Source organism: uncultured Caballeronia sp. (assembly GCF_964243625.1).
Classification (GTDB): domain Bacteria; phylum Pseudomonadota; class Gammaproteobacteria; order Burkholderiales; family Burkholderiaceae; genus Caballeronia.
The window spans coordinates 1-6041 of the sequence record NZ_CAXTGZ010000378.1; the positions used below are offsets into that span (position 1 = coordinate 1).

General features: G+C 57.5%; 14 protein-coding genes and 1 pseudogene. All 15 read left to right on the forward strand.

Annotation, left to right across the window (positions count from 1 at the left end; genetic code table 11):
• On the forward strand, positions 1-441 hold a 441-nt coding region (rpsC, locus tag ACFFAR_RS22170; RefSeq protein ID WP_375508481.1), incomplete at its 5' end, for a 30S ribosomal protein S3.
• A gap of 2 nt (positions 442-443) precedes the next feature.
• Positions 444-860 carry a 50S ribosomal protein L16 gene (gene rplP / locus ACFFAR_RS22175; RefSeq protein WP_031361576.1) on the forward strand — a complete coding sequence of 139 codons (417 nt, stop codon included), beginning with the start codon at positions 444-446 and terminating at the stop codon, positions 858-860.
• A 9-nt stretch (positions 861-869) separates the two neighbouring features.
• Positions 870-1064, forward strand: a complete 195-nt coding sequence (rpmC, locus tag ACFFAR_RS22180; protein WP_047845339.1) for a 50S ribosomal protein L29 — start codon at positions 870-872, stop codon at positions 1062-1064.
• Positions 1061-1333 carry a 30S ribosomal protein S17 gene (gene rpsQ / locus ACFFAR_RS22185; protein ID WP_056355415.1) on the forward strand — a complete coding sequence of 91 codons (273 nt, stop codon included), beginning with the start codon at positions 1061-1063 and terminating at the stop codon, positions 1331-1333. Before rpmC ends, rpsQ begins: the two co-directional genes overlap by 4 nt.
• Positions 1334-1622: 289 nt before the next feature.
• Positions 1623-1991: a 50S ribosomal protein L14 gene (rplN, locus tag ACFFAR_RS22190; RefSeq protein ID WP_006052212.1), complete on the forward strand. Its 369-nt coding sequence runs from the start codon at positions 1623-1625 to the stop codon at positions 1989-1991.
• Between the two features lie 9 nt (positions 1992-2000).
• A complete protein-coding gene (rplX, locus tag ACFFAR_RS22195; protein ID WP_056355419.1) occupies positions 2001-2309 on the forward strand; it encodes a 50S ribosomal protein L24 in 309 nt (102 codons plus the stop codon).
• Positions 2310-2322: 13 nt separating this feature from the next.
• Positions 2323-2862 (forward strand): 50S ribosomal protein L5, encoded by a 540-nt coding sequence (gene rplE, locus ACFFAR_RS22200; RefSeq protein WP_035933066.1) that lies wholly within the window; start codon positions 2323-2325, stop codon positions 2860-2862.
• Positions 2863-2869: 7 nt separating this feature from the next.
• On the forward strand, positions 2870-3175 hold the full coding sequence (gene rpsN, locus ACFFAR_RS22205) for a 30S ribosomal protein S14 (protein ID WP_031361570.1): 306 nt from the start codon (positions 2870-2872) through the stop codon (positions 3173-3175).
• 14 nt (positions 3176-3189) lie between these two features.
• The gene (gene rpsH, locus ACFFAR_RS22210) at positions 3190-3585 is read left to right on the forward strand and encodes a 30S ribosomal protein S8 (RefSeq protein ID WP_031361569.1); all 396 of its coding nucleotides are present in this window, start codon (positions 3190-3192) and stop codon (positions 3583-3585) included.
• Positions 3586-3604: 19 nt separating this feature from the next.
• Positions 3605-4138, forward strand: a complete 534-nt coding sequence (rplF, locus tag ACFFAR_RS22215) for a 50S ribosomal protein L6 (protein WP_062000487.1) — start codon at positions 3605-3607, stop codon at positions 4136-4138.
• A gap of 12 nt (positions 4139-4150) precedes the next feature.
• Positions 4151-4516 carry a 50S ribosomal protein L18 gene (gene rplR, locus ACFFAR_RS22220; RefSeq protein ID WP_056355425.1) on the forward strand — a complete coding sequence of 122 codons (366 nt, stop codon included), beginning with the start codon at positions 4151-4153 and terminating at the stop codon, positions 4514-4516.
• Positions 4517-4530: 14 nt separating this feature from the next.
• Positions 4531-5049: a 30S ribosomal protein S5 gene (gene rpsE / locus ACFFAR_RS22225; RefSeq protein ID WP_031361566.1), complete on the forward strand. Its 519-nt coding sequence runs from the start codon at positions 4531-4533 to the stop codon at positions 5047-5049.
• 14 nt (positions 5050-5063) lie between these two features.
• On the forward strand, positions 5064-5246 hold the full coding sequence (rpmD, locus tag ACFFAR_RS22230) for a 50S ribosomal protein L30 (protein ID WP_056355429.1): 183 nt from the start codon (positions 5064-5066) through the stop codon (positions 5244-5246).
• A 29-nt stretch (positions 5247-5275) separates the two neighbouring features.
• Entirely contained in the window at positions 5276-5710 is a 435-nt protein-coding gene (gene rplO / locus ACFFAR_RS22235) for a 50S ribosomal protein L15 (RefSeq protein ID WP_062000486.1), read from the forward strand.
• 44 nt (positions 5711-5754) lie between these two features.
• A pseudogene (gene secY, locus ACFFAR_RS22240) lies at positions 5755-6041 on the forward strand (preprotein translocase subunit SecY); the annotation flags it as partial.

The following is a 6041-nucleotide window of genomic DNA, read 5'->3' on the forward strand; positions in this document are numbered from 1 at the left end:
CGGATCATGTTCCGCCGCGCGATGAAGCGTGCGATGCAAAACGCCATGCGTCTGGGTGCCCAGGGCATCAAGATCATGAGCGCAGGCCGTCTTAACGGTATCGAAATCGCTCGTACGGAGTGGTATCGCGAAGGTCGCGTTCCGCTTCACACGCTGCGCGCAGATATCGACTACGCAACTTCGGAAGCGAAGACGACCTACGGCATCATCGGCGTCAAGGTGTGGGTCTACAAGGGCGACACGCTGGGCCGCAATGACGCACCGGTGGTCGAAGAAGTAGCCGAAGACAAGCGTCCGCGCCGCAACGCACGTCCGGGTGGCGATCGCCGTCCGCGTCGTGACGGTGAAGGTGGTGGTCCGGCAAACGCAGGTGCGCGCCGTGGCGCAGGCGCTCCCCGTCGTGCTGGCGGTGCCGGCGGCGACGGGAAGACTGGAGAATAACGATGCTGCAACCGAAACGCAGAAAGTATCGCAAAGAGCAGAAGGGTCGTAACACCGGCAAGGCGACGCGCGGCAACGCAGTGTCGTTCGGTGAATATGGTCTGAAAGCTATCGGTCGCGGCCGTTTGACCGCGCGCCAAATCGAAGCGGCGCGTCGAGCAATGACGCGTCACATTAAACGTGGCGGCCGTATCTGGATCCGCATTTTCCCGGACAAGCCGATCTCGCAAAAGCCGGCTGAAGTACGGATGGGTAACGGTAAAGGTAACCCTGAGTACTACGTCGCAGAGATTCAACCGGGCAAGATGTTGTATGAAATGGACGGTGTTACTGAAGAGTTGGCACGTGAAGCGTTCCGTCTGGCTGCAGCAAAGCTGCCGCTGAAGACGTACTTCGTTTCACGCCAGCTCGGCGCCTAAGGAGCAATGATGAAGGCTTCCGAACTTCACCAGAAAGACCAGGCCGCTCTCAATCAAGAGCTGACGGACCTGCTGAAGGCGCAATTCGGCCTGCGCATGCAACTCGCGACCCAGCAATTGACCAACAACAGTCAATTGAAGAAGGTTCGTCGCGATATCGCTCGTGTGCGGACCGTCCTGACTGAGAAGGCGAACCAGAAATGAACGATAGCGTAAAAACCTCGCTCAAGCGGACGCTGGTCGGCAAGGTCGTCAGCAACAAGATGGAAAAGACGGTCACCGTGCTGGTCGAGCATCGCGTAAAGCACCCGATCTACGGCAAGTACGTCGTGCGGTCGAAGAAGTACCACGCTCACGATGACGCGAACACGTATAACGAAGGTGATCTCGTTGAAATCCAGGAGACCCGTCCGATTTCCAAGACGAAAGCCTGGGTTGTGTCGAAATTGCTGGAAGCAGCACGCGTCATCTAAGCAGCAAAACCGCAACAAAGAAGTGTCGCAGTAACTTTCGCTTGCCAGACCGAAATTATGCGTTATAATTTCGGTCTTCCCTCTTTGTGGGAGCCCCATCGCGGGCGAAGTTGGTGGGGGAAGCCGGTGCAGGCGCCAAGCCTGTGCTGACAGATTCACCGGATTGCGATGGCGGGTTTCGTCTGCCCTCGCTGCCTGTTCTAACCCAAGCAGCCACCAGGCTGACGGGACCAAGACTGACCGGGTGCGCCATGGTGGCGTAACTGGATTAAGTTGGGAAAGATAAACCATGATTCAGACCGAAACTCGGCTTGAAGTTGCCGACAACACGGGTGCACGTGAAGTTATGTGCATCAAGGTGCTCGGCGGCTCGAAGCGTCGTTACGCTAGCATTGGCGACATCATCAAGGTGACCGTCAAGGAAGCAACGCCGCGCGGACGCGTGAAGAAGGGCGAAATCTACAACGCCGTGGTCGTTCGTACGGCCAAGGGCGTGCGCCGCCAGGACGGCTCGCTGATCAAGTTCGACGGTAATGCCGCCGTACTTTTGAATGCCAAGCTCGAGCCTATCGGTACGCGTATTTTCGGACCGGTTACGCGTGAATTGCGTAGTGAACGATTTATGAAGATCGTTTCGCTCGCGCCGGAAGTGCTGTAAGGAGTCGCGATGAATAAGATTCGCAAAGGTGACGAAGTTATCGTTACCGCTGGCAAAGATAAAGGCAAGCGCGGCGTCGTGCTGTCCGTTGGCGAAGAACGTGTGACGGTCGAGGGTATCAATCTCGTCAAGAAGCATGTCAAGCCGAACCCGATGAAGGGTACGACGGGCGGCGTAGAAGCCAAGACGATGCCGCTGCATATTTCGAACGTCGCATTGGTCGACGCGAATGGCAAGGCGTCACGTGTGGGCATCAAGGTCGAAGGCGACAAGAAGGTTCGCTTCTTGAAGTCGACCGGTGCCACGCTTAGCGTCTGACGCGGAGTAAAAAATGGCACGTCTGCAAGAATTTTATAAAGAGAAGGTTGTACCCGGCCTCGTTGAGAAGTTCGGCTACAAGTCCATCATGGAAGTGCCGCGCATCACCAAGATCACCCTGAACATGGGTCTTGGCGAAGCCGTCGCCGACAAGAAGATCATCGAAAACGCCGTTGGCGACCTGACGAAGATTGCTGGCCAAAAGCCGGTTATCACGAAGGCACGCAAGGCTATCGCTGGCTTCAAGATTCGTCAGGGCTACCCGATCGGCGCGATGGTTACGCTGCGCGGTCAGGCCATGTACGAATTTCTCGATCGTTTCGTGACGGTTGCGCTCCCCCGGGTTCGTGACTTCCGCGGTGTATCGGGTCGTGCGTTCGACGGTCGCGGCAACTACAACATCGGTGTGAAAGAGCAGATCATTTTCCCCGAGATCGATTACGACAAGATCGACGCGCTTCGTGGGCTGAACATCAGCATCACGACGACCGCGAAGACTGACGATGAAGCGAAGGCACTGCTCGCCAGCTTCAAGTTCCCGTTCAGAAACTGAGGTTACCGTGGCTAAACTGGCACTGATCGAACGTGAAAAGAAGCGTGCACGCCTTGCTGCAAAGTACGCTCCCAAGCGTACTGCGCTGAAGGCGGTCATCGATGACGCGAGCAAGTCGGACGAAGAGCGTTATGCCGCTCGTCTCGAACTGCAGCAACTGCCCCGCAACTCGAACCCCACTCGCAAGCGTAACCGCTGCGCGATCACGGGTCGTCCGCGTGGTACGTTCCGCAAATTCGGATTGGCACGCAGCAAGATTCGCGAAATCGCTTTCCGCGGCGAAATCCCTGGCCTGACCAAGGCGAGCTGGTAATAGGAGATACGTAAATGAGCATGAGTGATCCTATCGCCGATATGCTGACTCGCATCCGCAATGCGCAGATGGTTGAGAAAGTGTCGGTGACAATGCCCTCGTCGAAAGTCAAGGTTGCGATTGCGCAGGTTTTGAAGGACGAAGGTTATATCGACGATTTCGCAGTGAAGTCTGAAGGTGCGAAGTCGGAATTGAATATCGCGTTGAAGTACTACGCCGGCCGTCCGGTTATCGAGCGCATTGAACGCGTCTCGAAGCCTGGTCTGCGTGTGTATCGCGGTCGTAACGACATTCCGGTTGTGATGAACGGTCTCGGCGTTGCAATCGTGTCGACGCCCCAGGGTGTGATGACCGACCGCAAGGCGCGCCAGACCGGCGTCGGCGGCGAAGTCCTCTGCTACGTCGCTTAAGCCGAAAAGGAGAAGAAACATGTCTCGAGTAGGTAAAAGCCCGATTACGCTGCCGCAAGGCGCGGAAGTGGCCTTCAGCGGCGAAGCAATCACCGTGAAGGGCCCGCTGGGTACAATTACGCAAGCGGCCAACCCGCTTGTTACGGTAGCAAACGACAACGGCACGCTCAACTTCGCCCCGGCTGATGAAAGCCGTGAAGCGAATGCGATGTCGGGCACGATGCGCGCCCTCGTGGCGAACATGGTGAATGGCGTTACGAAGGGTTTCGAGCGCAAGCTGACGCTGGTTGGCGTTGGTTATCGCGCGCAGGCGCAGGGCGACAAGCTGAATCTGTCGCTGGGTTTCTCGCACCCCGTGGTGCACGCGATGCCGGAAGGCATCAAGGTTGAAACCCCGACGCAAACCGAAATCGTGATCAAGGGGATCGACAAGCAGAAAGTTGGCCAGGTCGCTGCGGAAGTTCGCGGTTACCGTCCGCCGGAGCCCTACAAGGGCAAGGGCGTGCGCTACTTCGGCGAAGTCGTCATCCTCAAAGAAACGAAGAAGAAGTAAGGGTGCGCAATCATGGATAAGACTCAATCTCGCCTGCGCCGCGCTAAACAGACGCGCGTTAAGATCGCTGAGCTGCAGGTCGCACGTCTGGCTGTGCATCGCACGAACACGCATATCTATGCGCAAGTGTTCTCGGCATGCGGCACCAAGGTGCTGGCAAGCGCGTCGACGCTCGAAGCTGAAGTGCGTGCCGAACTGGCCGACAAGACCGGTAAGGGCGGCAACGTCAACGCTGCGATCGCTGTCGGTAAGCGTATTGCTGAAAAAGCCAAGGCTGCCGGCGTCGAATCCGTCGCCTTCGACCGTTCAGGTTTCCGTTACCACGGCCGCGTGAAAGCGCTGGCTGATGCGGCACGCGAAGCCGGACTCAAGTTCTAAGGGAAGAATTCGTCATGGCAAAGATGCAAGCGAATGTGAAGGCTGAAGAACGCGACGACGGCCTCCGTGAAAAAATGATCGCGGTCAATCGCGTGACCAAGGTTGTGAAGGGCGGCCGGATTCTCGGTTTTGCCGCACTGACCGTGGTTGGCGATGGCGATGGCCGCATCGGCATGGGCAAGGGCAAAGCGAAGGAAGTTCCGGTTGCTGTTCAAAAGGCAATGGAACAAGCACGCCGCAACATGTTCAAGGTGCCGTTGAAGAACGGTACGCTGCAACACGAAGTGCACGGTAAGCATGGCGCATCCGCTGTTCTCCTGGCTCCGGCCAAGGACGGTACGGGTGTTATCGCCGGCGGCCCGATGCGCGCAGTGTTCGACGTGATGGGCGTTCAAAACGTTGTGGCGAAGAGCCACGGTTCGACGAATCCGTACAACCTCGTTCGTGCAACACTCGACGGCCTGCGCAAGCAGTCGACGCCGGGTGACATCGCGGCGAAGCGCGGCAAGTCCGTCGAAGATATTTTGGGCTAAGCCAGGTGGTCACCATGTCTGAAAAAACTGTCAAGGTTCAGCTCGTGAAGAGCCTGATTGGGACCCGCGAAACGCATCGTGCAACGGTGCGTGGTCTGGGCCTGCGCCGACTCAACTCGGTCAGCGAACTGCAGGACACGCCGGCAGTGCGCGGGATGATCAACAAGGTCTCGTACCTTGTCAAAGTCCTCAGCTAAGCGGCTGACCAGGGATCAAGGAGTTGAATATGGATTTGAATAACCTCAAGCCGGCAGAAGGCGCGAAGCACGCAAAGCGTCGCGTCGGTCGCGGTATCGGTTCCGGCCTCGGCAAGACTGCAGGTCGTGGTCACAAGGGTCAGAAATCGCGTTCGGGCGGCTTTCATAAAGTCGGCTTCGAAGGCGGCCAGATGCCTTTGCAACGTCGTCTGCCGAAGCGTGGCTTTAGCTCGCTGACGCGTGAGTTCGTTGGTGAAGTGCGCCTGTCGGATATCGAGAAGCTGCCGGTCGACGAAGTCGATTTGTTGGCTTTGAAGCAAGCCGGTCTGCTCGGCGTGCTCATTACGAGCGCAAAGATCATCAAGACGGGCGAACTGACGCGCAAGATCACGGTTAAGGGCCTCACCGCTACGAAGGGTGCTCGTGCTGCGATCGAAGCCGCTGGCGGCTCGTTCGCTGAGTAACGTGCGCGTGTTGTCGTTGTTAGCGAAAGCATCGGAGAAGGTTCTTGGCTAATAGCCCGAGTCTCGCAAAATCCGGTCGAAGCGCTGCGAAGTTCGGCGATTTGCGTCGGCGTGCAATGTTCTTGCTGCTGGCGCTGATCGTCTACCGTATCGGTGCGCATATTCCGGTGCCGGGTATCGACCCGGATCAGCTGGCGAAGCTTTTCCAGAGTCAGTCAGGCGGCATCCTTGGCATGTTCAACATGTTCTCGGGTGGCGCACTGTCCAGGTTCACGATCTTCGCGCTTGGGATCATGCCGTACATCTCGGCGTCGATCATCATGCAGCTGCT

Excerpts from the sequence above, each read along its gene's own strand:
- rplP (WP_031361576.1), top strand. The coding sequence starts at position 444 with ATGCTGCAACCGAAACGCAGAAAGTATCGCAAAGAGCAGAAGGGTCGT.
- rpmC (WP_047845339.1), top strand. The coding sequence starts at position 870 with ATGAAGGCTTCCGAACTTCACCAGAAAGACCAGGCCGCTCTCAATCAA.
- rpsQ (WP_056355415.1), top strand. The coding sequence starts at position 1,061 with ATGAACGATAGCGTAAAAACCTCGCTCAAGCGGACGCTGGTCGGCAAG.
- rplN (WP_006052212.1), top strand. The coding sequence starts at position 1,623 with ATGATTCAGACCGAAACTCGGCTTGAAGTTGCCGACAACACGGGTGCA.
- rplX (WP_056355419.1), top strand. The coding sequence starts at position 2,001 with ATGAATAAGATTCGCAAAGGTGACGAAGTTATCGTTACCGCTGGCAAA.
- rplE (WP_035933066.1), top strand. The coding sequence starts at position 2,323 with ATGGCACGTCTGCAAGAATTTTATAAAGAGAAGGTTGTACCCGGCCTC.
- rpsH (WP_031361569.1), top strand. The coding sequence starts at position 3,190 with ATGAGCATGAGTGATCCTATCGCCGATATGCTGACTCGCATCCGCAAT.
- rplF (WP_062000487.1), top strand. The coding sequence starts at position 3,605 with ATGTCTCGAGTAGGTAAAAGCCCGATTACGCTGCCGCAAGGCGCGGAA.
- rplR (WP_056355425.1), top strand. The coding sequence starts at position 4,151 with ATGGATAAGACTCAATCTCGCCTGCGCCGCGCTAAACAGACGCGCGTT.
- rpsE (WP_031361566.1), top strand. The coding sequence starts at position 4,531 with ATGGCAAAGATGCAAGCGAATGTGAAGGCTGAAGAACGCGACGACGGC.
- rpmD (WP_056355429.1), top strand. The coding sequence starts at position 5,064 with ATGTCTGAAAAAACTGTCAAGGTTCAGCTCGTGAAGAGCCTGATTGGG.
- rplO (WP_062000486.1), top strand. The coding sequence starts at position 5,276 with ATGGATTTGAATAACCTCAAGCCGGCAGAAGGCGCGAAGCACGCAAAG.